This window comes from Arthrobacter sp. HMSC08H08 (assembly GCF_001807575.1).
Taxonomy (GTDB): Bacteria; Actinomycetota; Actinomycetes; order Actinomycetales; family Micrococcaceae; genus Pseudoglutamicibacter; species Pseudoglutamicibacter albus.
Genome location: NZ_KV789379.1, coordinates 14344 through 39605, shown reverse-complemented (window position 1 = coordinate 39605; position 25262 = coordinate 14344). Strand labels below are relative to the sequence as shown.

23 protein-coding genes are annotated in these 25262 nt (G+C 59.6%); 12 read left to right on the top strand and 11 right to left on the bottom strand.

The genetic code is table 11. The annotated features are described in order from the left end of the window. The first annotated feature begins 51 nt into the window (after positions 1–51). Positions 52–303: a preprotein translocase subunit SecG gene (gene secG, locus HMPREF3175_RS03080; protein ID WP_141739900.1), complete on the top strand. Its 252-nt coding sequence runs from the start codon at positions 52–54 to the stop codon at positions 301–303. A 142-nt stretch (positions 304–445) separates the two neighbouring features. Here secG and HMPREF3175_RS03075 read toward each other — a convergent pair whose 3' ends face one another. From HMPREF3175_RS03075 to tkt, 3 genes are all read right to left on the bottom strand, one after another. Continuing rightward, positions 446–2077, bottom strand: coding sequence for a hypothetical protein (locus HMPREF3175_RS03075; RefSeq protein ID WP_070490656.1), 1632 nt, complete (start codon positions 2075–2077; stop codon positions 446–448). Positions 2078–2085: 8 nt separating this feature from the next. Further along, positions 2086–3201 (bottom strand): transaldolase, encoded by a 1116-nt coding sequence (tal, locus tag HMPREF3175_RS03070; protein WP_070490655.1) that lies wholly within the window; start codon positions 3199–3201, stop codon positions 2086–2088. Between the two features lie 127 nt (positions 3202–3328). Continuing rightward, positions 3329–5431 carry a transketolase gene (tkt, locus tag HMPREF3175_RS03065; RefSeq protein WP_070490636.1) on the bottom strand — a complete coding sequence of 701 codons (2103 nt, stop codon included), beginning with the start codon at positions 5429–5431 and terminating at the stop codon, positions 3329–3331. 216 nt (positions 5432–5647) lie between these two features. Between tkt and HMPREF3175_RS03060 the strand changes: the two genes are divergently transcribed. Further along, positions 5648–6634, top strand: coding sequence for a heme o synthase (locus HMPREF3175_RS03060; RefSeq protein ID WP_083289367.1), 987 nt, complete (start codon positions 5648–5650; stop codon positions 6632–6634). A gap of 108 nt (positions 6635–6742) precedes the next feature. Here HMPREF3175_RS03060 and HMPREF3175_RS03055 read toward each other — a convergent pair whose 3' ends face one another. The 3 genes from HMPREF3175_RS03055 to HMPREF3175_RS03045 all read right to left on the bottom strand — a co-directional run bounded on the left by HMPREF3175_RS03055 (position 6743) and on the right by HMPREF3175_RS03045 (position 9536). After that, complete coding sequence (locus tag HMPREF3175_RS03055) at positions 6743–7705, bottom strand: COX15/CtaA family protein (protein ID WP_070490635.1); 963 nt, start codon at positions 7703–7705, stop codon at positions 6743–6745. A gap of 87 nt (positions 7706–7792) precedes the next feature. Continuing rightward, positions 7793–8548, bottom strand: a complete 756-nt coding sequence (locus tag HMPREF3175_RS03050; protein WP_070490634.1) for an ABC transporter permease — start codon at positions 8546–8548, stop codon at positions 7793–7795. Between the two features lies 1 nt (position 8549). Next, positions 8550–9536 (bottom strand): ABC transporter ATP-binding protein, encoded by a 987-nt coding sequence (locus HMPREF3175_RS03045; RefSeq protein ID WP_070490633.1) that lies wholly within the window; start codon positions 9534–9536, stop codon positions 8550–8552. Between the two features lie 98 nt (positions 9537–9634). On the opposite strand from HMPREF3175_RS03045, the gene HMPREF3175_RS03040 reads away from it, so the two are divergent. The 6 genes from HMPREF3175_RS03040 (at position 9635) to HMPREF3175_RS03015 (ending at position 16538) form a co-directional block, all read left to right on the top strand. Further along, positions 9635–10501, top strand: a complete 867-nt coding sequence (locus tag HMPREF3175_RS03040) for a helix-turn-helix transcriptional regulator (RefSeq protein ID WP_070490632.1) — start codon at positions 9635–9637, stop codon at positions 10499–10501. A 350-nt stretch (positions 10502–10851) separates the two neighbouring features. Next, positions 10852–12312, top strand: coding sequence for a Fe-S cluster assembly protein SufB (gene sufB, locus HMPREF3175_RS03035; RefSeq protein ID WP_035755647.1), 1461 nt, complete (start codon positions 10852–10854; stop codon positions 12310–12312). A gap of 1 nt (position 12313) precedes the next feature. Next, positions 12314–13609, top strand: coding sequence for a Fe-S cluster assembly protein SufD (gene sufD / locus HMPREF3175_RS03030; protein WP_070490631.1), 1296 nt, complete (start codon positions 12314–12316; stop codon positions 13607–13609). A 32-nt stretch (positions 13610–13641) separates the two neighbouring features. Beyond that, on the top strand, positions 13642–14397 hold the full coding sequence (sufC, locus tag HMPREF3175_RS03025; protein WP_035755650.1) for a Fe-S cluster assembly ATPase SufC: 756 nt from the start codon (positions 13642–13644) through the stop codon (positions 14395–14397). Positions 14398–14403: 6 nt separating this feature from the next. Continuing rightward, positions 14404–14733 carry a metal-sulfur cluster assembly factor gene (locus HMPREF3175_RS03020; RefSeq protein ID WP_035755651.1) on the top strand — a complete coding sequence of 110 codons (330 nt, stop codon included), beginning with the start codon at positions 14404–14406 and terminating at the stop codon, positions 14731–14733. 251 nt (positions 14734–14984) lie between these two features. Then, positions 14985–16538 carry an ABC-F family ATP-binding cassette domain-containing protein gene (locus HMPREF3175_RS03015; protein ID WP_370991813.1) on the top strand — a complete coding sequence of 518 codons (1554 nt, stop codon included), beginning with the start codon at positions 14985–14987 and terminating at the stop codon, positions 16536–16538. 58 nt (positions 16539–16596) lie between these two features. Here HMPREF3175_RS03015 and HMPREF3175_RS03010 read toward each other — a convergent pair whose 3' ends face one another. From HMPREF3175_RS03010 to HMPREF3175_RS03000, 3 genes are read right to left on the bottom strand one after another with little or no spacing between them, the layout of a single operon-like run. After that, a complete protein-coding gene (locus HMPREF3175_RS03010; protein WP_070490630.1) occupies positions 16597–17556 on the bottom strand; it encodes an SURF1 family cytochrome oxidase biogenesis protein in 960 nt (319 codons plus the stop codon). Next, a complete protein-coding gene (locus HMPREF3175_RS03005; protein WP_070490629.1) occupies positions 17557–17868 on the bottom strand; it encodes a hypothetical protein in 312 nt (103 codons plus the stop codon). Between the two features lie 2 nt (positions 17869–17870). Further along, on the bottom strand, positions 17871–18281 hold the full coding sequence (locus HMPREF3175_RS03000) for a DUF3099 domain-containing protein (protein ID WP_035755655.1): 411 nt from the start codon (positions 18279–18281) through the stop codon (positions 17871–17873). A gap of 170 nt (positions 18282–18451) precedes the next feature. Between HMPREF3175_RS03000 and HMPREF3175_RS02995 the strand changes: the two genes are divergently transcribed. Beyond that, positions 18452–19198 (top strand): beta-ketoacyl-ACP reductase, encoded by a 747-nt coding sequence (locus HMPREF3175_RS02995; protein ID WP_052048374.1) that lies wholly within the window; start codon positions 18452–18454, stop codon positions 19196–19198. A 53-nt stretch (positions 19199–19251) separates the two neighbouring features. Beyond that, on the top strand, positions 19252–20010 hold the full coding sequence (locus HMPREF3175_RS02990; RefSeq protein ID WP_070490628.1) for an SDR family oxidoreductase: 759 nt from the start codon (positions 19252–19254) through the stop codon (positions 20008–20010). Positions 20011–20159: 149 nt separating this feature from the next. On the opposite strand, the gene HMPREF3175_RS02985 is transcribed toward HMPREF3175_RS02990, so the two are convergent. Further along, positions 20160–22361: a VanW family protein gene (locus tag HMPREF3175_RS02985; protein WP_070490627.1), complete on the bottom strand. Its 2202-nt coding sequence runs from the start codon at positions 22359–22361 to the stop codon at positions 20160–20162. A 157-nt stretch (positions 22362–22518) separates the two neighbouring features. Then, entirely contained in the window at positions 22519–23508 is a 990-nt protein-coding gene (gene serB, locus HMPREF3175_RS02980) for a phosphoserine phosphatase SerB (RefSeq protein ID WP_070490626.1), read from the bottom strand. Positions 23509–23589: 81 nt separating this feature from the next. Between serB and HMPREF3175_RS02975 the strand changes: the two genes are divergently transcribed. Together HMPREF3175_RS02975 and HMPREF3175_RS02970 are read left to right on the top strand one after the other, a co-directional pair. Further along, complete coding sequence (locus HMPREF3175_RS02975) at positions 23590–24375, top strand: ABC transporter ATP-binding protein (protein WP_070490625.1); 786 nt, start codon at positions 23590–23592, stop codon at positions 24373–24375. A gap of 14 nt (positions 24376–24389) precedes the next feature. Further along, positions 24390–25187 (top strand): sulfite exporter TauE/SafE family protein, encoded by a 798-nt coding sequence (locus HMPREF3175_RS02970; protein WP_070490624.1) that lies wholly within the window; start codon positions 24390–24392, stop codon positions 25185–25187. Positions 25188–25262 lie beyond the last annotated feature (75 nt).

The following is a 25262-nucleotide window of genomic DNA, read 5'->3' as shown; positions in this document are numbered from 1 at the left end:
TTGAATCAGTTTTGACGTATTTAGAAGCTCGAGGAGATCATGTCGGGTTTGATCAACGCCTCGCAGGTCACCCTGCAGATCCTTGTACTTATTACCAGCATCCTGCTGATTATGACGGTGCTGTTCCATAAGGGCCGTGGCGGCGGCATCTCGGATCTGTTCGGCGGCGGTATGGCCTCATCGATGCAGTCTTCCGGTAGTGCTGAGCGAACGCTGAACAAGATCACCGTTACGATCTCGATCGTGTGGGCTGTGTGCATCGTTCTGCTTGCTCTTCTGATGCGGCTGAACGTCGAGGCCTAGACAGCCTGAGCAACATAGACGTTGGAGGCGGACCATTTCGGTCCGTCTCCAACGTGTTTAAGCCCGCCGCGGCAGGCTCGCTTGGATATCGAGGTTGCTTGGGTACTGAGGCTCGCTTGGGCTTCTAGATGTGATTCAGTGTTCAGGAGCGCTTGAGTATCTCGGTGAGCTTGTCCACGATGTACGGTAATCCCACCGCTGGGTCGTCGGCTTTGATCATGAGGACGGGACGTCCGCGCCCGGCGAGCACGCGTGCGTCTCCGGTGGCTTGTGCTGCAAGCTGTTCACCGCCGGTATGGTCCAGGCCAGGGATGTCGATGTCGTTGACGGTTCCGGCGAGGATGTGTATGAAGATACCTTCCGCTGGACCGCCCTTGTGGGCTTGTCCGGTCGAGTGCAGGAAACGGGGCCCCCAACCGAATGCGGTTGGACGTTTGAAGATCTCTAAGAGGGCCGTCTGCAAGGTAGCGGCGATCTCACGGTGCTTGTTGCGGTCAGCGAACACGTTGACCGCAACATAGCTACGCGATGTGGAGGCGGCACCGAGTTCCTCGATAGCCGAGGAAAGGTCGGTGATGTTCGCGTTGTTCGCCCAATCGCCGTATGCGGCGATACGGACCGGACCGTCAGCGATGTTCGGGGGAGTCTGAGCGTTGCCGGGTTCGCCCGCTAGGAGGCTGCGAGCTGCCACTTTGGAGGTCTCGACATCCGGCTGGTCGAATGGGTTGACGCCGATCAGACGGCACGCCACCGCGACCGCGTACTCCCACACCATGAATTGTGCAGCGATCGAACCCGTGACGGTGATGCCTGGGCCCGCGGGCGTGTGGGCGCCATCGTTGGTGCCTTGCAAGTAGACGTGCAGAACATCCTCTGCCTCATCTAGTAGCGCATCCTCGGCTGATGAGGCCAACTGTACGGTGGGCACAAGCCCCAAACCCTGTTTGCCAGTGGATTCGGCTACGAGCTGTTCGATCCACGCACTGAATCCTGGCAGGTGGGTGGTGTCATCATGGATCACAAGCTTATTTCGCTGTGGATGCTGGCCCGCTAAAGCCGCGCCCAAGATGAGTGCGGGGTTCTCGCGATGATCCCGGATGCATTCGGCTTGCGCCGCCATCGCCTCATCGAGTAGGCGCTCAACATCGACGCCGGCGAGACCGGTTGGCACGAGCCCGAAAGCAGCCAGAGCAGAGAAACGACCACCAACCGTTGGGTCTGCGGTGAACATCGTGAGCCTGTGCTGATGCGCTAGTTGCTCAAGCGGGGAGTCAGGGTCAGTAATGACCAGAACGTGCTCAGTGAGCCTCAAACCAGCCCGCTGGACGGCCTCGCTGAAAACCCGGAAAGCAACGTCCATCTCAAGGGTGCTTCCGGATTTAGAGGCCACGATCATCAGCGTCGAATCAAGGTGTGTCAGTGTTGCGGCGAGCATCCCAGGATCGGTTGAATCGATCACGCTGAGCTCCACACCTGCTGCGCGAGACACAACCTCTGAAGCCAGCGTGGAACCACCCGTGCCCGCCAGGATGATCCGTTTGATGCCGCGTTCTTTCAGCTCATCCCGCAACTCGATGATTGGGTCAATGAGCGGGCCAGACGCAGGAAAAGGGTTCGCCCAGCCAAGCCGATGCACAGCCTCGAGTGCGGCTTTCTTGCCCCACAGGGAAGAGTCCTTAGCCGCAAGGCGGGAAGCCACACGGTCCTTGACCAGCTGAGGCACTAAAGCGTTGACCGCCTCCTCGGTTTCGAGGTGGGCGGTTGTCGAAAGCATCGTCATCTCTAGCGTTCCGATGCAGCCTGAAGTTCAGCCTCGAGCCGCGTCAGCAGGTCCTTCCATGCTGCAACAAACTTCTGGACGCCTTCGGTCTCCAGCTTTGCGATGACCTCGTTGTAGTCGATTCCGAGTTCACTGAGCTCATCGAGGATCACGTCTTGCTCACGGTAGGTTCCGCTCACTGTGTCCTTACCGTCACCGCCGTGATCAGCTACCGCGTTGAGTGTGGCCTCAGGCAACGTCGTGACAGTCTGAGCGGCAACGAGCTCATCCACGTAGAGCGTGTCTGCGTAGTCGGGGTTCTTGACCCCGGTCGAAGCCCACAGGGGACGCTGCGGATGCGCACCTTGAGCCGCGAGTGTCTTCCACCGCTGGGTCAGCGATACTTCACGGAAAATCTCGTAGGCCAAACGCGCGTTAGCCAGCCCCGCTTTACCTCGCAGCGCAAGAGCCTCAGGGGAACCGATCGCATCCAGGCGCGCATCCACCTCCGTATCCAGACGGGAAATGAAGAAAGACGCAACGGAATGGATGCTGGCCAGGTCCAGCCCGGTATCCCGGGCCTTCTCAAGGCCACGCAAGAAAGCGGAGAGAACCTCGCGATAACGCTGCAGACCAAAAATCAAGGTCACGTTGACGCTGATACCGCGGGCAAGGCACTCGGTGATGGCAGGCAGACCCTCATCCGTTGCCGGGATCTTGATCATGACGTTGGGACGGTTCAGGGACTCCCACAACGCTACTGCCTGATCGATCGTTGCCTGCGTATCGAAAGCGTGGCGTGGATCCACCTCGATCGAGACACGACCATCCACGCCGTCCGTCGCATCATAGATAGGCCGCAACAAGTCAGCGGCCTGCGCGACGTCCTTCGAAGTGATCGCAACCACCGCATCGTCGACTGAAGCGTTCTGAGCGGCCTGCTCAGCGATGTCAGCGGCATAGCTTTCCGAATCAGCAAGCGCGGAGGCGAAAATCGCAGGATTAGTGGTCACACCGGTGACGTTCACCTCACGCATCAAAGATTCCAGCGAGCCGCTCGTGATGCGGTGACGAGACAAATCATCAAGCCAAATGGAAACACCGGCATCGGAAAGGGCCTGCGTATGAACGTTAGACATGAACGGGGACAACTCCTGAATCAAGAACAGTTCAAGTGTAAAAACAGCGGTGAGCGCCCGGCACACACGCGTGCCTCTCGGGCGTGCTTGCGGCTCGCGGGGCGAGCGCACACACGTTATTCCATCGTTAGCGGGCAGCGAGGGCTTCTGCAGCCTCGACAACAGCCTCAGAAGTGATACCGAACTTACGGTACAGCGTGTCACCGTCCGCGGAGGCGCCGAAGTGATCCAAGCCAACGATGCGGCCGTTGCTACCAACCCATTCGTACCAGCTCATCGGGTGAGCCGCTTCCACCGCTACACGCGCAGTGACCTCAGATGGCAGGACCTTTTCGCGGTACTCGGCATCCTGGGTGCGGAACCATTCGATGCACGGCATCGAAACCACGCGGGCGGCGATCCCGCGTTCGACCAGCGTCTTCTGTGCCTCCACGGCGAGGCCAACCTCGGAGCCTGTACCGATCAGGATGACATCCGGGGTGACGTCCTCGCCGTCGCGGGTCGCTTCACGCAGGATGTATGCGCCGCGTTCAGCATTCTCGGCTGCGGCGAAACCATCTTCTTCACGCGGCAGGGTCTCTACACCTTGACGGGTCAAGACGATCGCGGTCGGGTGATCGGTGGTCTCAAGCATCTTCTTCCACGCGACTGAGACCTCGTTGGCGTCCGCTGGGCGGATCACATCAAGGTTCGGGATCGCGCGCAAGGAAGCGAGCTGCTCGACCGGCTGGTGGGTCGGGCCGTCCTCACCCAAACCGATCGAATCGTGCGTCCACACGTAGATCGCGGGGATACCCATCAGCGCGGACAAACGCACTGCAGGGCGCATGTAGTCGGAGAAGATCAGGAACGTGCCTGAGTAGGCCCTGGTCGGGGAGGAGGTCACGATGCCGTTGACGATCGCACCGGCAGCGTGCTCACGGATACCGAAGTGCAGGTTGCGCCCGCCCGGGCACGCCTCATACATGCCGGTAGCCCACGTGGACGGGTTGAAAGACTTAGCGCCGTTGATGAACGTGTTGTTCGAACCTGCAAGGTCCGCTGAGCCGCCCCACAGCTCGGGAAGCACAGGGGCCAGTGCGTTGATGACCTTGCCGGAGGCGGCACGGGTAGCGATCGTCTCACCGGTCTCAAAGTGAGGCAGGGCTTCAGTCCAGCCCTCAGGCAGCTCGCCCTTCTCAAGGCGGTCATACAGCGCTACAGTGTCACCCTCGGAGCGCGCGCGCCACGCATCCATCGCGGCGTCCCATTCCTTACGCAACTGTTCACCGCGTTCTTGAGCCTTGCGCGTGTAGGTAAGCACTGCATCGTCAACAACAAAGCTGCGCTCAGGGTCAAAACCCACCGCTTTCTTCAAACCAGCGACCTCGTCGCCGCCGAGCTTGGCGCCGTGGATACCGCCGGTGTTCTGCTTGGTAGGGGAAGGCCAACCGATTACGGTGCGCAAAGCGATCAACGAAGGCCGGTCGGTTTCTGCCTTAGCGGCCTCGATCGCCTCGTTCAGTGCCTTCATGTCCTCGACGTAGTCGCCAGTGCGCAACCAGTCGACGCGCTGGGTATGCCAGCCGTAAGCGCGGTAGCGGGCCTCGACGTCCTCAGTGAAAGCGACGTTCGTGTCGTCCTCGATAGAGATCTCGTTGTCATCCCAAATCACCACGAGCTGACCCAGTTGCTGGTGACCAGCCAGGGAAGACGCCTCGGATGTAACGCCTTCCTGCAGATCGCCATCGGATGCGATCACATAGATCCGGTGGTCAAACGGCGACTCACCAGCAGGGGCATCTTTATCGAATAGACGACGCATGCGGCGCTGAGCGTAAGCGAAACCAACAGCCGAAGCCAAGCCCTGGCCCAGTGGGCCCGTGGTGAATTCAACGCCTGCAGTGTGACCGTACTCTGGGTGGCCCGGGGTCAAAGCATCCCAAGTGCGAAGAGCCTTCATGTCATCAAGGCTCAGACCGTAGCCGGTCATGAACAGCTGAGTATAGAGGGTCAGCGAAGTATGGCCAGGGGAGAGGATGAAACGGTCGCGGCCCGCCCACTGAGGGTCCTGAGGGTTGTGGCGAATATGCTTCTGGAAAAGCAGGTGGGCTACGGGTGCGAGCGAGATGGCGGTGCCTGGGTGACCATTGCCCACCTTCTCAACCGCATCAGCGGCCAAAACTCGTGCGGTATCTACCGCGGCGGCATCTTCTTGTGTCCAGGTGAAGGTCTGGCTCGCCGAAGGCATTAATGGTCCTTTCGAACTACTCGCTAACAGAACGGTCACTTAACGCTGATGATCGGTGACGTATCGAGGCTGTATCTAAGCCTACCCGCAGATGTCAGGGAATCGAGCGCATAGGGCGGTAGAATAGGTGGAAGAATGCAGGAATCCTCTCTTCCTGTGCCCCGCATCACTGCGCCCCGTGGTATGGCGCGACCCAACGTCATGAGGTAACAGTCAATGTCCACCTTGAGCCATCAGGAAACGTCTACTCCCGCCGTGCCGCGCCATCAGCGCCAGCCCGGCGAGACGCGTGGCGTCTTCCTCTCGCGCAAGGCTAAAGCGTACTTGGCTCTGACCAAGCCGCGCGTGATCGAGCTGTTGCTTGTGACCACGTTGCCGACCATGATCTTCGCTCAACGCGGCTGGCCGGACCTAGTTGCGATGCTGGCCACCAATATCGGTGGCGCGATGGCTGCCGGTAGCGCTGGCGTGTTCAACTGCTATTTCGACCGGGACATGGACAAGGTCATGAACCGGACGAAGAACAGGCCACTGGTGACCGGGGAAATCACGCCGAGCGCCGCGCTGGTGTTCGGGTGGATCCTAGGTGTTGCCTCGATCGCGGTGTTGTGGGCTGGAACCAACCTTCTGACTGCCGCGTTGGGGCTTGCCGCAATCCTCTTCTATGTGGTCCTCTATACGCTGATTCTTAAGCGCAAGACCACCCAAAACATCGTGTGGGGTGGCATCGCCGGATGCATGCCCGTATTGATCGCGTGGGCAGCCGTGAAGAACACGATCGAATGGCCTGCCATCGTCTTGTTCCTCATCATCTTCTTGTGGACCCCGCCGCACTACTGGCCGCTGTCCATGAAGTACTCGGAGGACTACGAACGCGCTGACGTGCCGATGCTCGGTGCTGTGGCCCAAGGCCGCACGGTGTCGGCGCAGGTTGTTGTGTATGCGTGGGCTACGGTCGCGTGCTCGCTGTTGCTGATCCCGATGGGCGACGCCGGCATTGTCTACACAGTGGTTGCGCTGGCCTCGGGTGGATGGTTCATTTGGGAATCCCATATTCTCCACCGTGAGGCGGCACAGGATCACAGCGCGAAGAGTCTCAACCGCAAGGCGATGCGCGTGTTCCACCTTTCGATCATGTATCTCACGCTTCTGTTCATTGGCCTGGCGATCGACCCGTTCGTCGGCTCGCCACTTCTGGGCTAGAACAAGTTTCACTTACAGAAAGAGCCGCGCTTCACTCGCTGAGTGAAGTGCGGCTCTTTCGTTTGGTTGGGTTCCGCCTGGCTGGTGTTGCCGTGCGGCTGGTGCCACCTAGTTGACGGTGCGGTCCCACACGTTGGTCACCGCGGAGAGCAGTAGTGCCGAGCCGAGCATATGTGCCAGAACCAGGCCGATCGGAAGGCCTGAGAAGTGCTGCCAATAGCCGATGCCTGCCTGGATGAGGATCACGCCGATCGCCATGAGGTAGGCGTTCTTGAGGCTCGAGATGTTGCGACCCATCACAATGACAAGGCCAACGATGATCAGCAACGTCATCGCGTAGACGGGGATGGTGTGCATCCGAGTCACGATGAGGGCGTTGAACGTGTGTCGTGGCGCGCTTTCGTCACCTGCGTGCGGGCCGGTGCCGGTCACGGTAGTTCCCATCACGATGATCCAAGCGGCCAGAGCCCACGCAGTCGCTGCGACCACACGCAGCGGGCCAAACACTGGCTGCGGAGTGAACGGCACGTTTTCCTTGAGGGCTACAGAGCTTTCGACGCCTGGGTTGCGGTAGGCGCGGCCGGTGCGGTTGACGAGCAGAACCGCGAGAGCCACGCACGCGGCGGATGCAAGGAAGTGCAGTGAGACGACCCAGGGGTTGAGCTTGGTGAGAACCGTCATGCCGCCGATCACAGCCTGTGCCGGGATGATGCCTAGAAGCGCCCAGGACAGCACGAAGATGTTCTTGTGAGCCTTGCGGGAACGCCACGCGGCAACGATCATCGCGACTGCGATCGCCGCAAGCACGAAGGTCAGGGTGCGGTTACCGAATTCGATGAGACCGTGGATACCCATTTCCGGGGTAGGGGTCATGGTTTCAGGCGTGCACTTGGGCCACTCTGAACAACCGAGGCCGGATTTGGTCAACCGGACGGCACCACCGGTCACGATGATCCCGATCTGTGAGATCAGGGAAGCGATTGCTAGACCGTGAGCGGTTTTCGTCACCGGCTGGTAGCCGCTGGCTTGTGAGCCAGTCGGCTGGGTTGGCGACGAGGTGGTCGCTGTCATGACGGTTCCTTTCTGGGGCTCGGTGTGAGGTTCGGTTGTGGGCTCGAATGGGGCAGGCTCATCATCAAGAAGCGCAATGCCGCACCGTCAATTCTCCCACCTAAAGTTGCGTATTGCGGCCGCGACGAGGATCAGGGCCCACCCGGCGAGCACGATCGTGGCTTGGATGTTGATGTGGCCGTGTGCAAGCGCGTCGCGCATTCCTTCGCCGAGCGCTGCGGAAGGCAAGAGCTGTACGAAACCTGCGAGCGCATCGTGCAGGCGGGTCAGGGGCATGAGCACGCCGCCGATCGCAGCGATCAGAACGAGGCCGATGTTGGTGATGGCGAGCGTTGCTTGTGCTCGTACGGTTCCAGCGATCAGCAGGCCCAGAGCAGTGAATGTGATGACGCCAAGAACCCCGATGAGAACGGCCCATCCGAAGGTTGCTTTTGGTTGCCATCCGAGGAACACCGCGACGGTGCTGAGCACGGCCACGTGGAGTAACGCGACTATGGCGACGGCCGTGATCTTGCCGAGGATGAGCCCTGACTTGCCGAGGGGAGTTGTGGCCAGCGCACGCAACACGCCGTACTGTCGGTCGAAGCCGGTTTGGATCGCTTGCCCAGTGAAGCCCACGCTCACGAGTGCGAGGGCGAGCACGCCCGGGGTTGCAGCGTTGATGCGGGTGTCCGCGATGCCGTCGAGTACCGATGTGGTGGTCAGAGCCCCGAGTGCGAGTAGCGGCAGGATGAGGGAGACCAGGAGTTGTTCCGCATTGGTCACGATGATCCGGGTTTCGTAGCCGGCATGGCGCAGGATCCGGGTGAGCGCGGGAGCCGGAAGGCTTGCAGTCGTAGTCATGTCAGGCCTCGCCTTCGGTGGATTGCGATGCGACCTCAAGGAAAACGTCCTCGAGGCTACGGCGTCCCAGGTGCATACTGGTGGGCATGAGGTCTGCCTTCTCGAGCGCAGATGCTAGTTCGCGCAGCTGCTGGGGAGCCGTCACATCCTCGATAGTCCATGCGCCTGGTCTTGTGTTGGTTGCGGTGAGGTGCACGCCGGTTTGGTCAAGGATGCGTGCGAGGTCAACGGCCTCGGGGAGAGTGAGACTGAGGCTTGCCGTTGAGTCGGCGTCTAAGAGGTCAGACACACTCGACTGCTTCACGACGCGTCCGCGGTCCATGATGAGGATGTAATCGGAGAGCCGTTCGGCCTCTTCGAGCAGGTGGGTTGTGAGAACAACCGCCGCGCCATCGCTTGTGAGTTCTTTGATGATGTCGAAGACAAGCAGGCGTGACTGTGGGTCAAGCCCAGCACTTGGCTCATCGAGGAAGAGAACTTCGGGCCGCCCCAGCATCGCCATCGCGAGGGAAACCCGCTGTTTCTCGCCACCTGAGAGGCGCCGGATGGAGCGGCGCGCGAGGTGCGCGATGTTGAGTTGCTCCATGAGCTCAGGCAGCGGGCGGGGATTCTGGAACAGGCCCGCAACGTGTTTGAGCAGACGTAGTGGGGTCTGTGCTGGTGGTAGTCCACCGTCTTGCAACATGACGCCTACACGGGAGCGCAATGTGGCAGACGCACCCCAAGGGTTCTGGCCCAGCAAAGAAATCTTTCCGGCGTCAGGCTTTTGCAAGCCCTGGCAGCACGCGAGTGTTGTGGATTTACCTGCACCGTTCGTTCCGAGCAGGGTCGTCACCTGCCCACGCGTCGCGGTGAAGGACACGCCTTGAACTGCCTTGATAGGGCGGGTTTTCGAACCGAAAGTTTTCGCAAGCCCCGAAACCTCGAGGGCAACATCCGCAGCCTGCGTTTCGGGCGCGGAAACCTGGGGTAAATGATGTTGGGCCACGGTGCCATCGTATCGAGCCACGCGCGCGATCCCGGATCGAGTAGTTACGATGGTGGACAGTTGCGTTAACCCTCAACGAGGAAAGGTGGCAAACGTTCATGTCTGCCCAGTCCAGCAACTCTGCTCAGTCCAGCAACTCTGCCCAAGCTAGCAACTCTGCCCAGACGAGCAACGATGCTGTTGATCGCGATACGCGGGATGGGGCCGCTGAACGCGAGCCGCACCTTGCCCCGGAAGAATCCACGCGCGACCGCGTGTTGCATAGCGTCATGATGAACGGCCCCATCACCGCGGCCAAACTCGGCAAAGAACTAGGCCACACCGCAGCCGCGATCCGCCGCCACCTCGACAAACTCGAAGAAGAAGGCCTCATCGAAGTCAAAGAGATGGGGCACAAGCCATCCCGAGCCGGACGCCCCGCACGCCACTACGTGGTCAACCCACAAGGCCAATCCCAGTGGGGCTCCCGAAACGCGGATGTAGCGATCAAAGCCATATCCCGTCTATACGCACTAGGCGGGGAACGCGCAGTAGAAGAGTTCGCACGCGAACTCGCACTCGAACAAGAAGCCCGCTACACCGCGATGCTTGAAGGCACCGAAAAAGGGCCCGAGCGCATCGAGGCACTAGCCCGCGCGCTCGCCGCCGACGGCTACATGGGATTCACACGGGACGTCTCGATCCCTGCCGGCAGGACCCCGATGCGGGCTAAACAGATCTGCCAGGCTCACTGCCCGGTGGTGGATATCGCAGCGGCGGTGCCCGCGATTTGTGATGCGGAAACGGAAATGTTCCAGCGGGTCTTAGGTGTGGATGTGCGGCGGTTGTCGACGATGGCGGCCGGCGGGCACGTCTGCACCACCCACGTGCCTGTTGAGCGCGGCTCTGCCGGTAGGGGTACGCCCGTTCCGCGGGAGAAAGTCACCCGCGTGGCTGGGCCGCGGCGCCCATCGGGTGATAAGTAGGCCTTGGACAGCGCATGACGGATCGTGACCACAGCGAATCGCGAGCATAGTGGTCGCCAGCACAGCGGATCGCGGTAGGTATATCCCATGAATGAACTGAGGTGTGGCTTAGTTGACGCAGATGCCGAATAACGCAACAGTTAACTTCGGTAATTCAGTTTTTTGGGCTGCGGGGCGGAATAAATCCCACACCGCCACCGTTGTACCGCAATGGCAACTCGCGCGCTCAACGTTGACAGCGTATCTGGGCGCAGACGCCGAGCACTGGTATCGGCGTCAGAGGAAAACATCTCATTGGAACAAACATCAGTGACCCGACGCTGGCGAGTGCCAGCAGAGAAGAGGACGCGATGACGGATCAACAGGCGCCTAGCGCAAAGGATCCAGGTGTAATCGCCGAAATCCTCGAGGCGAACCCGGAACTCGAGGGTATTGGTAACTACGAATACGGTTGGGTTGACTCCGACGCCGCCGGACAGGACGCAGAGCGTGGCCTCGACGAAGACCGCGTGCGCTCCATCTCGGCTAAGAAGGACGAACCCGAATGGATGCTCAACAGGCGTCTGCGCGCACTGAAGTACTTTGAACGCAAACCGATGCCAACCTGGGGCCCAGACCTCTCCGGCATCGACTTCGACAACATCAAGTACTTCGTCCGTGCTTCCGAAGGCCAGGCCCAAACCTGGGAAGACCTTCCAGAAGATATCCGCAACACGTACGAAAAGCTTGGTATCCCAGAGGCAGAACGCAACCGCCTCGTAGCCGGTGTTGCCGCCCAGTACGAATCCGAGGTTGTCTACCACCAGATCCGCGAGGACCTTGAAGAACAAGGTGTCATCTTCCTTGACACTGACACCGCTTTGAAAGAGCACCCGGAGTTCTTCGAAGAGTACTTCGGCACCGTGATCCCAGCTGGCGATAACAAGTTCGCGGCACTCAACACCGCAGTGTGGTCCGGCGGTTCCTTCGTCTACGTCCCGAAGGGTGTACACGTCGAGATCCCGCTGCAGGCCTACTTCCGCATCAACACGGAGAACATGGGCCAGTTTGAACGCACCCTCATCATCGCTGACGAGGATTCCTACGTTCACTACATTGAAGGCTGCACGGCCCCGATCTATAAGTCGGACTCCCTGCACTCCGCTGTGGTTGAGATCATCGCGAAGAAGGGTGCCCGCGTTCGCTACACGACCGTCCAGAACTGGTCGAACAACGTGTACAACCTCGTCACCAAGCGCGCAGTATGCGAAGAAGGCGCGGTCATGGAATGGGTCGATGGCAACATCGGTTCCAAAGTCACCATGAAGTACCCGGCTGTCTACCTCACTGGTGAACACGCCCGCGGCGAGACCCTTTCGATCGCGTTCGCTGGTGCCGGCCAGCACCAGGACACCGGCTCGAAGATGGTGCACATCGCACCAAACACCTCGTCCTCGATCGTCGCGAAGTCGATCGCCCGTAACGGCGGCCGCTCCGGCTATCGCGGCCTCGTGCAGGTGCGTGAAGGTGCCCACGGTGTCAAGAACAACACCGAATGTGATGCGCTCTTGGTCGATACGATCTCGCGTTCGGACACCTACCCGTACATCGACATCCGTGAGGACGACGTACAGATGGGCCACGAAGCCACAGTTTCGAAGGTTTCCGAAGACCAACTGTTCTACCTCATGGCCCGCGGTATTCCTGAAGACGAAGCGATGGCGCTCATCGTTCGCGGCTTCGTCGAGCCGATCTCCCGCGAGCTCCCGATGGAGTACGCGCTTGAACTCAACCGTCTAATTGAACTTCAGATGGAAGGATCTGTTGGCTGATATGTCTGAGACGACTTCCACACAGCGTCCACAGGGCGCACCACTGATCGCGGGCTTCACGGAGGAAGGCGAAGACCTATCCCCGATGAACGCTGATCAGGCTCACGGCGGTAGCCCCATCGCAGGGGCTGCCGTGAAGAGCCACTCCCACGGCGGGGCAGCCGAGGGCTGGGGCGGCGCTAACGATTCTTCGCGTGCCGGCCGCGCCACGAGCTTCAACGTTGAAGACTTCCCGCAGCTCACCGGCCGTGAAGAGGATTTCCGCTTCACCCCACTGCGCCGCCTGAAAGGCCTCCACAAGGATGATCTGACAGGTACTGCACCGAGCCTGAACCAAGAGGTCCTCACCGGTACCGGCGAGGTCCGCATCGAACAGGTCGCCCAGGATCACGCGGCCGTTTCCTTCATGGAGCCAGAAGACCGGCTCTCGGCGAACGCCTACGCAGCCGCCAAACACGTGGATCTCGTGACAGTTCCCGCTGAAACCGACGGGCTCGTCACCAAGCTCACGCTACGTGGTGAGCATCAGGACCCGGCAGGCCAGCACATCACGGTTGTAGCCGAGCCCGGCTCCAAGGCAACCGTCGTGTTTGACCACGTAGGTTCGGCGGTTCTGACCCAGCACATCGAATACGACGTCAAGGACGGCGCTGAGCTGACCATCGTTTCGCTACAGAACTGGGAAGGCGACGCCGTGCATGCTGCGAACATGCAGGCACGCCTCGGCGCTGAGGCCAAACTCAAGCACGTGGTGGTGACCTTCGGTGGAGACCTGGTCCGCCTGACGCCATCGGTACGTTTCGCGGGTGAACGAGGCGAAGCCTACGTCTACGGGTTGTACTTCACCGACGCGGGCCAGCACCAAGAACACCGCCTGTTCATCAACCATGCATCCGCCAACTGCACGTCCGATGCCCTCTATAAGGGTGCGTTGCAGGGCGACGGTGCGCACTCGGTGTGGGTTGGCGACGTCCTCATCCCGGTTGCCGGTGAAGGCACCACAACCTACGAAGCCAACCGTAACCTCGTGCTGTCCGAAGGCGCACGCGCCGACTCGGTGCCGAACCTCGAAATCGAGACCGGCGTCATCGAAGGTGCAGGCCACGCGGCAACCACGGGTCGCTTTGATGACGAGCACCTGTTCTACCTCATGGCCCGCGGTATCGACGAGAAAACGGCGCGCCGCTTGGTGGTCCGTGGCTTCCTGAACGAAATCATCCAGAAGATCGATGTTCCAGAGATTGAGGATTCCCTCAACACGACCATCGAGGCCGAGCTGGCCGTCAACGATAACTGACCTTCACTTCTCATAAGGAGAATCGACTTTTCATGAACACTCTTGAAATCAAAGACCTGAAGGTCGGCATCGAGACCGATCAGGGATTCAAGGAAATCCTCAAAGGAGTCAACCTGACCATCAAGCCAGGTGAGACCCACGCGATCATGGGCCCTAACGGCTCCGGTAAGTCCACGCTCGCTGCAACCATCGCAGGCCACCCGTCTTACATCGTGACCGGCGGCTCCATCACCCTCGACGGTGAGGACGTTTTGGAGATGGAAGTTGATGAGCGCGCTAAGGCCGGATTGTTCCTCGCGATGCAGTACCCAGTCGAGGTGCCGGGTGTCACTATGACGAACTTCCTGCGTACCGCCAAGACTGCACTCGACGGCGAGGCACCGAAGCTACGCACGTGGGCTAAGGACGTCAAGAGTGCTTTCGAAGCGCTCAAGATGGATCCAGAGTTCGCGAACCGCAATATCAATGAAGGCTTCTCAGGTGGCGAGAAGAAGCGCGCAGAAATCATCCAGATGGAACTGTTCAAGCCGAAGTACGCGGTACTTGACGAGACCGACTCCGGCTTGGACGTCGATGCTCTGCGCATCGTTTCCGAAGGTGTGAACCGTGTCCAGGAAAGCAACAACATGGGTGTCATGCTGATCACGCACTACACCCGCATCCTGAACTACATCAAGCCTGACTTTGTGCACGTGTTCGTTGACGGCCACATGGTTGATCAGGGCGGCCCAGAGCTCGCTACCAAGCTTGAAGAAGAGGGGTACGACAAGTACCTCGCTAAGGCGTGATCCCTCATGGCTGAGAACGCAAAAGATCTGGCACCCATCGAGGATGTCACCGAGGCGTTGCATGAGGTGATTGACCCGGAGCTTGGCGTCAATGTGGTTGACCTCGGGTTGCTCTACGGCATGGCATATGACGACGAGGGTGCGCTCGTGATCGACATGACGCTCACCACGGCGGCCTGCCCGCTCTCCGATGTGATTGAAGATCAGATCGACTCCGCTATTGGCACCATGGTTGACGAATACCGCGTGAACTGGGTGTGGATGCCGCCCTGGGGTCCTGAGCGGATCACCGAAGACGGCCGCGACCAGATGCGCGCGCTCGGATTCAACATCTAAGCAGAGCGTTATCTAGAGTCTCTCGCTTGAGCTACAACTGTGCGGGGTTGAGCACCTGAAAGGTGCTCAACCCCGCACAGTTTTAACTAGCAGCGATGAGGAAGCCACGCGTGAAGGTGCCCGCGCGGTGAGGGGCACAGCGTTTTCGTGCTAACGCCTGGGTAGACTAGGAAAGTTCGTTTTCAGCCGTATTGGGGGTTGTCTTGATTTCCGTGGACAATGTGGAGCTGCGCGTGGGCGCGCGCCTGCTCATGGACGAGGTCTCGTTCAGGGTTGACCGCGGAGACAAGATCGGCTTAGTGGGGCGTAACGGCGCGGGCAAAACAACGTTAACGAAGGTGTTGGCCGGTCAGGGGCTCCCGGCCGAGGGCACCATCGAACGCCGCGGAGAGATCGGCTATCTTCCGCAGGACACCCATCTTCCGGATATGGAGCAGCTGGCTCGCGACCGCATCTTATCGGCTCGTGGCCTCGATAGCGTCATAACCAAGTTGCGTGAATCGCAAGCACAGATGGCGAGTGATGACCCGGCTATTGCGCAGAAGGCGATGCGCCGCTATGACCGCTTGGAGGCCCAGTTTTTAGCCGCGGGAGGTTATGCGGCCGAATCGGAAGCGGCAACCATCTGCAATAACCTCGACCTACCTGAGCGGGTCTTGGCGCAACCGATCGGCACGCTCTCGGGTGGTCAACGCCGCCGTGTTGAGCTTGCCCGCATCCTGTACTCACAAGCCGACACGTTGCTATTGGACGAGCCAACCAACCACTTGGATGCAGACTCGATCATCTGGTTGCGGGAATTCCTACAGGCCTATGAGGGCGGGTTCGTGATCATTTCCCACGATACGGACTTGCTGGAAGCGGTTGTGAATAAGGTGTTCCACCTGGACGCCAACCGTGCCACGATCGACCAATATAACCTCGGGTGGAAGAAATACCTGGAACAGCGGGAAACCGACGAGCGGGCCCGCCGCCGTGAAGCCGCCAACGTTCAAAAGAAGGCCTCGGCGTTGTTAGCTCAGGCAGATAAGATGCGTGCTAAAGCGACCAAGGCTGTGGCGGCGCAGTCCATGATCAAACGTGCGGAACGCATGCTGCGGGGCATCGAGCCTGAACGGCAAGCCGATAAGGTTGCGGCCCTTCGCTTCCCGGACCCGGCCCCGTGCGGGAAAGTTCCTATCTCAGCGGAAGGTTTGAGCCGTTCCTACGGTTCGCTCGAGATCTTCACTGGCCTGGATCTTGCGGTCGACCGTGGTTCCCGTGTGGTCGTGTTGGGTCTCAACGGTGCCGGTAAAACCACGCTGCTGCGCCTGCTCGCCGGGGTTGACGAACCGAACTCTGGGCAGGTCGTTTACGGGCATGGATGCAAGATCGGTTATTTCGCTCAGGAACACGACACGATCGATGGCGAGAAAACCGTGTTGGAGAACATGCGCCGCACCGCACCGAGCCACCTCGGGGATGCACAAGTCCGCTCGATTCTTGGTTCGTTCTTGTTCTCCGGTGACGACGTGGACAAACCGGCCCGCGTACTCTCGGGTGGCGAGAAAACCCGCCTAGCTTTGGCGATGATCGTGGCATCGCATGCGAACGTATTGCTCCTGGACGAGCCCACCAACAACCTTGACCCGGCCTCCCGTGAACAGATCCTCGGTGCGCTGGCCACCTATGAGGGTGCGGTGATTCTGGTGTCCCACGATGAGGGAGCGGTAGCCGCGCTCAACCCTGAACGGGTCCTGCTCTTGCCAGATGGCACCGAGGACTTGTTCAACGACGAATACCTCGAGCTCGTTTCCTTAGCATAGAGAAGAAACAACTGGATGCGTTTGCTCTTGAACGGACGCCTAGCTCTTGAACGGAGGGCTAGGTCTTATCCGACATCCACGTGTGGTCTTCTCGTTGCGGTTCGGCTAGGGGAGTTTCATCCTCATAACCTTGCGCGTCGAGGTAGGCGTCTTCGATGTCTTCATCGTGTGCCGAACCGTCACGGCGCGGGCGGCGCTGTTTCTTCTGAGCCACCCGCCGGGCCTGGAACATCGGCTCAGACGTGCCCTCGCCATCGGCCCCTGTAGCACCGGCGGCTTGGGCTTGCTTGCGTTCAGCGTTGATTTTGGCCTGTTGTCGTGCCGCATATCCGAAACCGATGAAGAACAAGAGGCCGAAAGCCATCCACTGTAAGGCATAGGACCAATGCATGCCTTCGTCTTCGGACGGCTCTTGCAGTAGCGCTGGAGTTTCAACGCTCGGCTCTTCCGAAGCAAGCCAACCGTAGGCGCCCGGGGCGATATCCAGTCCCGTCAGCTGGGCGGCCCCAACCAGATCAACTGAGGCGATCTGCCCGGCAGGGGCATCCCTGCCAATATTAGGTTCACCACGCACCAAACGAACCACGATGCTCGCCTCGCCTCGGGGAGGTGCAGGCACGTTGTCGGGGTGCTGGTCAGGGCCGTCGCCGTTGGGCATCCAACCGCGGTCAACAGCGAGGATCACGCCGTCATTGGTTTCGAATGGAACCAGTTGCTCCATACCGACCCGACCGTTGCCAGAACGCATACGCACCATGAGCTGTTGATCGCTCAGGTAGCGGCCCTCGAGCCTAACCGGAGTGTACTGCTTGTCTTCTGGCAGGGACTCAAGCCACGGGCTATCAGGGGCTAGCTCGATCGGGGTAGCGTTCCAGTTCTGTTCGATGAGCCGGTTCGTTTGCGCGACATCGGCCCGGCGGTCCCACTGCCACCAGCTCAACCCAGCGCAAATCGCTGCGAAGAACAGGACCATCAGAAGCCAGCCGATCCAGCGAGTGGAAGCTAAAAACTTATACACCTAGGGCTCCTCCCTCTGAGTCGCTGAGTCTTCATTCGAGGCGTGCAGCTGCGCTGTGTACAATGTCGCTACAGGGACAACGTTTTTGAGGAATAGGCGAGCGTTGAGGAATTCGCTGAGATACTCGCGGTGCTCATTGCACGCAAGCCATTGTTTGCGGCGGTCAGGGGAGTGGACCTTCGGGTTGTTCCACTCCAGCACATAGCTCGCTTCCGCCTTACAGCCTTTGCGGGAGCACGTGAGTTTTGAGGCTTCCTGCGCCGCTGCATCATCGTCTTTGTGCTGACCTGATAGAAAACCGAGCACATCCATAATCAGGCATGCCCCGCATCGTTGTTTCCAGCCGCTTGTGAACGTTGGTGTTGCTCGCTATGAACCTGGATGACCTGTTCGGAGGCCTTATCCTCTTGGTCTTCGACGTAGGTGCTCGGCAACTCAGTAGGTGCCTGTTGATCTGCCCACGTGGGGTCAGCGGTGTCGGAAGGCTGGATCGCGTTCGCGCTCACGACGGCGAACCAGGGGATCACGGTAGCGAACAGTAGAAGACCAAGGCCCACCCATAGGTTCCCGTAGTAGGCGATGATACCGCCGAGCGGGAAGCAAATGACGCGCAGAGTCATCTTGAGCGCGTACATACGGTGACGATGGCGTGCCTCAAGCGACGCCGCCTCTTGGGCGTCGGTGATCGAGTATTCCGCAGCTACGGTCGCATCCTTTTTAGCCATCGTATCTATTATGGACTCCCACTCGTTCGATGCCGGCATCCTAGGTACGCATCACGGGTGTTGGCTTCCTGCCAGCTTGCGCACCGCACTCGGTAGACTGAACACGTACATCACATTGGCTTATTGCACACCCAGGGAACGGGTGTGCGCTGACCTGCTCAAGGAGATGCATGAGCGCGAGTGCCGCGACCACGAAAACCACGGATACACCCGCACGCACTGTATTAGTGACCGGTGGTAACAGGGGGATTGGTTTGGCGATCGCTGAGCAGTTCCTCAAAGCCGGTTACCAGGTGGCGGTGACAACTCGGTCTGAGCCTGCACCGGTTGAGGGGATTCTTTCTGTCAAGGCCGATGTGACCGATAGCGGCAGCGTTGATGCCGCGATGGCTGAGGTTGAGCAGAAACTCGGCCCGATCACCGTGGTGGTTGCCAACGCAGGTATTACTCGCGACACTCTTTTGATGCGGATGAGCGAATCCGACTTCACCGATGTTGTGGACACGAATCTCACGGGTGCGTTCCGTGTGGTTCAGCGCGCCACGAAAGGTATGGTCAAGGCTCGTTTCGGCCGCGTGATCCTCATATCCTCTGTTGTTGGTTTGCTGGGTGGGGCAGGCCAGGTCAACTATTCAGCATCGAAAGCCGGGCTCGTCGGGATTGCGCGTTCCGTTACTCGTGAACTGGGTTCGCGCGGCATTACCGCGAACGTGATCGCCCCCGGCTTCATCGAGACAGACATGACTGAGGCTCTTGACGAGGATCTGAAGAAGCAGTACAAGCAACAGATCCCAGCGGGCCGTTTCGCTTCCTCTGAAGAAGTAGCCAAGGTCGCAGTGTGGCTGGCATCGGAAGACGCCGGCTATATCTCTGGCGCGGTTGTACCCGTCGATGGCGGGCTGGGGATGGGGCACTAGGCCCCGGCCTAGATTCTCTTTGCTCTGAGACGTTTTACTGAAAGTAGGTTTGCATGTCCAAGCTTGAAGGCAAGGTAGCGATCGTTACTGGTTCCAGCCGTGGAATCGGTGCGGATACCGCGAAGATTCTCGCGGCTGAAGGTGCCGCTGTCGTGGTGAATTACCGCGATAAAGCGCCGCGGGCGAATAAGGTTGTCAAAGCCATCGAGGAAGCCGGTGGCCGCGCGGTAGCGGTCAAGGCGGACCTCACGGTCGCAGAGGATCGTGAGGCGCTCGTGAAAGCCGCTGTAGAGAACTTCGGCCACCTCGACATTCTCGTGCTCAACGCATCGGGCGGTATGGAGTCCGACCGTGGCGAAGACTACGCGATGCGCCTGAACCGTGACGCTCAGGTGGGTATGCTCGATGCCGCGTTCCCGTCGATCCGCCCGGGCGGCCGCGTAGTGTTCGTGACCAGCAATCAGGCCCACTTCATCGAAACCCACCCAACGCTTCCGGCCTACGAGATGGTTGCCAAGTCGAAGCGCGCAGGTGAGACCGCGTTGAGAGAGCGTGAACACGAGTTCGCTGAAGCCGATATCACGTTCGTGGTGGTCTCGGGGGACATGATCGAAGGCACCATCACCGCAACGCTTCTGGACCGCGTTGAGCCAGGTGCGATCGAAGCGCGCCGCGAGGAAGCTGGCCGCTTGTACTCGGTTGCTGAGTTCGCTCAAGAGGTTGCTCGGATGGCTATGGATGACGTCGAGCACATGCACACCGAATACGTCGGCGGCGCTAAAGGCTTCCTCGATAAAGATTTTAACCTCTAAGGGATAACCGCTGACGAAGGCCCTTAGGCCTCAACGTAGGGGCTAGCACATGTGAAGGGGTGGCCACTTGTCCAAAGTGGTCGCCCCTTCACGCTGTTCCGCAGGACTGCTTGCTGAGCTCGTTGCGGCTGCCTATCTTGTGCTACAGCCTAGTCCTTGCTGCAGGTTACGTTAGGCCAGCCCTCATAACGTGTGGTCTGGGAGTCCTCGAGAACTTCGCCGGTATCAACGTTGGTGCGAGTTCGCGTGACATTAACGGTGAAGCCCTTCTTGCCGCTGGATTCCGGGATACAGTTCGGATCGTCCGAGGTCAGCGTTGGGCCAGACGTGTAGTCGTAGAAGTCGCTCGTGGTGGTTTTCACTTTCCAGGTCTTATGGCCAAACACGGCGGTGTTAACCTTGTTGTTCTCCAGCCACATCGCGACCACGACGGGAGCCTTGGTGTTGTTCTTCCACTTGACGTTGATCGAGCCTTCCCAATATGTGGATTCACGTCCAGCTGGGTAGCGGTCGAACCAACGGTTGTGTGGCCTCCACTCCTGGATGTCCATGCCTGCGAGGTATCCGGCGTTATACGCCATCGTCGCGATCTGTGAAAGGCCCCCACCGACTGCCTTGGTCGAGACGCTGTTGACCACCACACCGGATGAGTAATAGCCGTTTGCTTCCGTAACTGGGCCGAACTTGGTGGCAAGATCGAAAGACTCACCGGGCAGGATGACGCTACCGTTGATGCGTCGTGAACCGGCTTCGAGGTTCTTAGTCCGGGTTGGGTCATAAGGGTACGGTGTTGCGAACTCAGCGACCTTGGTAACGTTCCACTTTTTCGCTTGCGCGGTGGTTACGGATGGTTCCTGGGCTTTGAACGGCACGTCCGCGATGCGATCAGACGTGGATGCGGCGGCTTCGCGGACCTTTTTGCCTAGCTCCTCACTATCTAGTCCTTTACCGCTTTTGCCCGGTACTATCTCCGCTTTCGCGTTCGAGCCTGTCCCGACCAGTTTGAGGCTTGCGTCTTGTGCCGTGGTGTTGAGCTTAGGGTTGGCTTTTTCTACCGCGGATTTCAACGCCTCATCGTCCGTTTTCAGTTCGGGGGAGGAGTCCTTGACGTCTACGACGGTAGCCTGAGCGAGGGTAGCCACGCCCAGTTTGGCCCGCTCGCCTCCGGCTTTCACCGTGACTGGGCCAGAGAGGTATGGGTCCACCGTGGTTTTAATGAATTCGTTCCATTCTTCGGTGGTGACGTCGGGTTCGATGACGTTGGATGCGACCTCGATTTTGCGTTCTTCGGCAAACGCGTTCTTGGTGATGCTATTCCGGGCGAGCTGCTCGCTGACGTCGTGGCCGTCTTTCGGTTGAGTGAACTCAGGGCCGCCCTCGGTGAGGCTCAGTTTTCCTTCGACCGGGTCATTAGTGAGTGCATCAGAGATCTTCTCTGCGCTGGTCGTGAGGGCTTCTTCATCGAGGGTCTGCTTGACCTCGAGCTCTTGGGTTCCGGATAAACGTTCGAGAATGATCTTCGGGTTCCACGTCCACCCAGACAGATCTGCAAGTGTCGCCTCAACGTCGATTCCGACACCGGCCTGAGCGGGGGTCACCGACGCTGTCGCGGACCCAGCGGTGAGCGTCAGCTTCTTGGTGAGCCTGCCGCCGAGCTCTTTCTCTAGTTTCACGGCGGCTTCCTGGCTGGAAAGGCCAGAGATATCGACCCCGCTCACCGTGATGTGGGCAGGGAGCTTATCTGAGGTGAACCAGACGGTTCCGGCGTAGGCGCCAGCCGCGAGTAAAAGAACGCCACCGACGATGGAACCTGCGACGAGGCCGCGACGTTTTCGCTTGCGGCCGCCTTTCTCAGCCGAGGCAGCGGACGGCGAAACGGTCGACGATGCCGAAGCTGCGGCCGAGGCTGAACCCGAAGCCTCAGCCGAAGCCTCAGCCGAGGGCTCAGCGGAGGATTCAGCGGGGGAGTCACCGGTAGATTCCGAGGAAGGCTCCGTCGAAGGCTCAGTGGAAGGCTCAGGGACCGATTCGGTGGAAGCCGCGGCGGGTTCCTGCTCTTGGTGAGCCGTCTCTTCCTGAGCTGACTCGTCCCGAATGGTCTCGTCTTGAGGAGTCTCCTCTTGAGAGACATCCTCTTGCGGCGTCTCATCCTGAGGCGCCTCGTCCTCAGCCGGTTGGTCCTGAGTCGATTCCTCCTGAGGCGTCTCGTCTTCGGGAGTTTCCTCCTGCGAGGTTTCTTCCTGCGCCGCCTCCTCCTGAGTAGTCTCCTCTTGAGGCGCCTCGTTTTCGGCAGTCTGCTCCTGAGGCGTCTCGTCTTCGGGGGTCTCGTCGGATCCAAGCTTTGCGTTCATGAAAACCCTTCTGTGCTGCACACGGGCGCATGCGCCTGTTGGAATACTGTTGAAAGCCTCCCAACATTCTAAGTCTTTTCACAAGGTTTCTTGAGCGGGCTTGCGGTCAACAGCTGTGGTGTACCTCTCGTGCTGTACTCGTGATGTTGCCTGCGTCTTAGTGTTGCTGCTCGGTGGCAACGTCCCAGCCAAGCAGCGCGGCTACGGCGTCAAGCCGGCGGAGCGAGAGGGTGCCGTCAGCGACGGCTTTGAGGGCTGGCTTGGGTTGCAGCCCGAGACCGCCGGTTGCGGTTGTGAGGAGGTCGATGTCATTCGCGCCGTCTCCGAGCCCGAGCGAAGGCAACTGGTTGTTCGATGTCCATTGTGCACGATGCTTGGCTTTCGCCTGGCGGTCGATAATCGGCCCTGTCACGCGGCCGGTGAGTTCGGCATCGTTGACTTCGAGGTGGTTAGCTACGGCTCCGTCAAGGTTGAGTCTGGCGGCGAGCGGGTCGAGGATTTGTTGGAACCCGCCGGATACCGCATAGGTTTTCCAGCCGCGTGCATGAGCGGTTTCGATCAAGAGTTGTGCGCCCGCTGTTGGCGTAGTTTTCTTTGAGACGTTCTCGATGGTCTGGGCGTCTAGCCCCTTGAGTACCGCGACTCGTTCGCGCAGGCTCTGTTCAAAGTCGAGTTCGCCGCGCATGGCGCGTTCGGTGACTGCGGCGACCTGTTCTTCAAGGCCGATGTGGGCGGCGAGCATTTCGATCACTTCTTGTTCGATCAGTGTTGAATCGACGTCTGTCACGATCGCCCCGGCTGGCTCGTTCCATGCGGCCATCTGTTCGCTCGTCCACGCGGCCCATGCGCATTCGGTGTCCGCGGTCCCACTGTCCGCGGTCTCCCTGTCCGCGGCCTCGGTGTCGGTAGTCTGTGCCGGGCCGTCAGCGACGACCCAGTCCCGCAAGCGTGTGCGCGCAACAGTTACCGCATTGTTGGAGGCCAACGTCCAGGCAGCAGCGCCAAGATCAGGTGCGGTTCGAGGCGCCGGCTTCTCCTGGACTATGAGTGACCCCAAAAGGTCAGCAACCTGCCTGCGTGCGGACGCGAGAAAGCCTTGTGGCGCGACGACAATCACGGTGGGGGAGGCTGAGAGTGGAATGCTCATGATGGCATTGTTTCGAATCTTGGGCCGATGTTGCTTATCTGTGGCATAAGAATGACGCCGATGTGTCCTAAAGTGGTGTGCATGAGCTCCGTTTTGAACCTGGAAGATGTCAGCCTGTGGCGCGGCCGGAAGTACCTGCTTAAAGACGTTAATTGGCAGGTGAGCGAAGACCAACGGTGGGTTGTGTTGGGTCCGAACGGCGCAGGTAAAACGACGTTGATGAAAATCGCAGCAACGCAGATGTTCCCTTCCGCCGGCACAGTGGACATTCTGGGTGAGCGTTTGGGGCGCGTTAACGTTGCGGATCTGCGGCCATCGATCGGATTGGCATCGAGCTCGGTTGCGTCGATGGTGCGGGAGCGCGAGCAGGCCCTGGATCTGGTGGTTTCTGCTGCTTATGGTATGGCGGGCCGTTGGCGTGAAAAATATGATAGGGACGATGAGCGCCGCGCCTTCCAGCTATTGCAGGACTGGGGTGCCGGGACATTGATGTCACGCAGGTTTGCCACGTTGTCTGGCGGCGAAAAGGCACGCGTTCTCATTGCCCGTGCCCTCATGACTGACCCTGAGCTGATGCTGCTGGATGAACCAGCGAATGGTTTGGACCTGGGCGGGCGTGAAGATCTAGTCTCGCGTATGTCCGAGCTCGCGCATAGCCCGTACGCGCCCGCCCTGATCTTGGTGACGCATCACCTTGAAGAGATCCCTCCTGGTTTCACGCATGTTTTGATGCTCAAAGACGGCGAGGTTACGGCGAAGGGCTCGATCGAAGACACGCTGACCGAAGAGAACCTGAAGAAGACGTTCGGCGTGGACGTTAAGCTGACCCGGACCGAGCAGGGCCGCTATAGCGCGTTTGCACGCTAGAAGGTCCGGCTCCTGTGGGTGAGTGGGAACTCTGGCAGCTAGGGCTGATCTTTCTATCTGGCTTATGGGCTGGAACCATCAACACGGTTGTGGGTTCGGGCACGTTGGTGACGTTCCCTGTTTTGGTGTCGATGGGTATGAACCCCGTGAATGCGGTGGTTTCTAACGCGATGGGGCTGGTGGCCGGCGGGTTTTCTGGCGCTTATGGTTACCGCGAAGAGCTGAAGACTGTTCCGCGCACGTTTCTGCGGCTTCTGCCTGCCTCAGTTGCGGGCGGGTTGTGCGGTGCAGCGTTACTTTTGAACGTTCCTGACGACGTGTTCGATTGGGTTGCACCTGCCCTCATTCTGTTCGCGTTGTTTTTGGTTGTCTTCCAGCCGCGGCTCTCTGCCCTAGTTCAAGCCCGTACCGGTTCAACGCAGTTGCGTACGCCTGATCATCAGCAGTTGTCACCGTTTCTGTACGTACTCGTATTCCTTACGGGTATCTATGGGGGGTTCTTCACCGCGGCGCAGGGCGTGATTCTGTTCGCGATTTTCGGAGTCATGCTTTTCGGCTCTTTGCAGCAATCCAATGCGCTCAAGGTGGTTCTGACCTTGGCGGTCAATATCGTTGCTGCGTTGAGCTATCTCTTGTTTGCCTGGGACAGGATTTCGTGGCCCGTGGTTCTGATGGTCACGGCAGGCTCAACCGTAGGCGGTTGGATCGGTGGGCGAGTGGGGCGCAAACTGTCCCCCACGATCCTGCGCGGGACCATTGTGGTGATCGGCTCGGTGGCTGTAGTCACGATGCTCATCAAACTCTTCGTATAGGCAACGCGCTCAGATTGAGTGTGCTATCTGCTAGCTGAGCATGTAGACTTGAAAAGCTGTTCACGCACGTGCGCG